This is a genomic window from Methylophaga sp. UBA1464 (assembly GCF_002325665.1).
Taxonomy (GTDB): domain Bacteria; phylum Pseudomonadota; class Gammaproteobacteria; order Nitrosococcales; family Methylophagaceae; genus Methylophaga.
The window spans coordinates 17,273-18,441 of the sequence record NZ_DCSO01000016.1 but is presented as its reverse complement, the minus strand read 5'-3'; the positions used below and the strand labels follow the sequence as shown (position 1 = coordinate 18,441).

The window sequence follows — 1,169 nt, the reverse complement described above, 5'->3', positions numbered from 1 at the left end:
CCACCGTTAATGGGCGAATCTGTTTTACAGGAGAGCCGAAATACAGGTAACCGGATTCAAGTTTTTTTCCCGGTGGTACCAGCGAACCCGCACCAATAACCACCTGATCTTCGATAATCGCGCCATCCAGTATAGTAGAGGACATGCCGACAAGCACCTGATTCCCAATCGTGCAGCCATGCAACATCACCAGATGGCCTACTGTGACATCATCACCAATGATCAGGGGATGGCCTTCCGGATTAAATTCACTGGCATGGGTAATATGTAAACAGGAGTTATCCTGAATACTGGTTCTCGCGCCGATACGAATCTGATGCATATCACCACGGATGGATACCAACGGCCATACCGAACTGTCATCGCCGATCTCGACATTACCCATAATCACAGCACTGTCATCTACCCAAACCCGATTCCCCAATCTGGGGCTGTGACCTCGAAAAGATTTCATAACCATCTGTTAACTCAGCAAAGTAATGCCACATAACACCAGCAATGCCACATTAGCGAGCAGGCCAACCATAAAAAACCAGGTTCTCGGGCTGGGGTTTTGCTCAGTAGCAATGGCGTAATAGAGTCCCATATGCACAATACGGGCAATCGCAAATAGCCAGACAAAGATACCGGTCCATAGAGCATTTGCACCGATTAAAATCGCCATAAACGTCGTGCCCAGCAACAATGGCAGATTTTCCAGTGAGTTCATAAACGTGCGATGGGCTCGAAATACAAAAGCGTCATGACTCAGTTCTTCAGCAATTTTGCCGGGAATTGCACCAGCTTGCGAGGCTTTGCTTTTGCTGGCGATAAACCATTGAATAAGCAGGGTCAGCAAAATAATAAACAAGCCGGAGAAGGTCAGATGATACATGTTTGCTAATGTCATTTTTTTGAAGTCTCTTCTTTATATCAGCCGGATGATGGATGGATTTATGAATCCCATCAACGCCAGCTTAACATTGATTGTTTGCATCAGGCGGTCACTATGAATGGTGAAAAAACGCTGTTACTCAGACATCATCTGAATGTCAGCGCCTTCAAGCCGGGCGCGAGTGAATAATGCCTTAGCTTCAACGGTATTCAGTCGAACACCATACGCTGCGTAAGGGAAATCAGTCAGTGGGGCACGGTTTTCATTGAAAAATGGCCACTGTTTATTTTTCCGG

2 protein-coding genes are annotated in these 1,169 nt (G+C 46.4%); both read right to left on the bottom strand.

From position 1 onward, the window contains the following. The coding region (locus tag B3O33_RS01670) for a gamma carbonic anhydrase family protein (protein ID WP_414673260.1) at positions 1-460 on the bottom strand (460 nt) is incomplete at its 3' end. A 3-nt stretch (positions 461-463) separates the two neighbouring features. After that, a complete protein-coding gene (locus B3O33_RS01665; RefSeq protein WP_292362189.1) occupies positions 464-889 on the bottom strand; it encodes an MAPEG family protein in 426 nt (141 codons plus the stop codon). Between the last annotated feature and the right edge of the window lie 280 nt (positions 890-1,169).